This is a genomic window from Acidisphaera rubrifaciens HS-AP3, from assembly GCF_000964365.1.
GTDB lineage: Bacteria > Pseudomonadota > Alphaproteobacteria > Acetobacterales > Acetobacteraceae > Acidisphaera > Acidisphaera rubrifaciens.
In genome coordinates this window covers 1-1,012 of sequence record NZ_BANB01000720.1, presented here as the reverse complement: position 1 = coordinate 1,012, position 1,012 = coordinate 1, and the positions used below count along the sequence as shown (strand labels likewise).

General features: G+C 74.1%; 1 protein-coding gene. It reads left to right on the top strand.

Going from position 1 to position 1,012, the window contains the following annotated elements; genetic code table 11:
* Nucleotides 1-1,012, top strand: a 1,012-nt coding sequence (locus tag B8460_RS22250; protein ID WP_048862791.1) for a hypothetical protein, incomplete at both ends; no start/stop codon positions are given.

Sequence of the window (1,012 nt, the reverse complement as noted above, 5' to 3'; positions counted from 1 at the left end):
GCCGCCGCCCGCCCCCGGCCCGCCGCCCGAGCGCTGGTTCACCCTGCCGCAGCCCCGGCCCGACGTGCTCGCCCGCCTGCGCGCGGCACCCGGGGACGATCCGGTGCTGCTGGGGATGCTGGAGGCGGCGCAGACCGACTGGGACCGGTTGTTCGCGCCGGGCATGCTCGACCGGCTGATCCCGCCGATGCAGGTCGCGGGACTGACCACCGGCTTCGTCCTCGGCATGCCGGAGGACGAGCTGCGCCGCCGCCTCGGCCAGATCGCCGCGCGGGGCGTCGCCTTCGACTATGCCGCCAACCCGGTGATCGTCTCCGGCCGGGCCTGCGGCCATACCGAGGGCTATGACGACCCGCGCGTGCTCGCCGCCTCGGTCGAGCGGCTGCGCCGGATCGGCGTGACGGTGCGGTACCTGTCGCTGGATGGCGGGCTGTTCTTCGGCCACTACGCGGCGGGCGGGCAGAATTGCGGCCTCGACCTGGACGAGACGATCCGCGACGTCGCCATCACGGTCAACGCGTTCAAGGCGGCGTGGCCGGATGTCGTGGTGGGCGAGATCCTGCCCACCGTGCCGCTGACGCGCGAGGCGGACTGGCAGGCTTCGGTGCGCGCCTATCGCGACGGGCTGGCGCGGGCGACCGGCAAGACGCTGGCGTTCTTCGAGCTGGACATCGCGTGGGACAATCCGGGCTGGCGGCAGTCGGTGGTGGCGGAGACGCTGCTCGCCCACCGGCTCGGCGCCGGGATCGCCTTCATCTACAACGGCGACGGCGAGGACCGGTCGGACGCGGCCTGGCTCGCGCACGCGCGGCGCAACATCGCGGAGATCGAGGGCGGGCTGAACCTCGACCCGGTGCATGTGAGTTTCGCCACCTGGAACCCGCACCCGACGCATATCGTGGGCCCGCCGGGCGCGGACACGCTGCAGGCGCTGATGGCGTACGACGCGCTGCCCGGCGCGCGGCTGCATCTGGCGCCGGGGCCGGCGGCGATCACGGGCCGGGTGACGGAC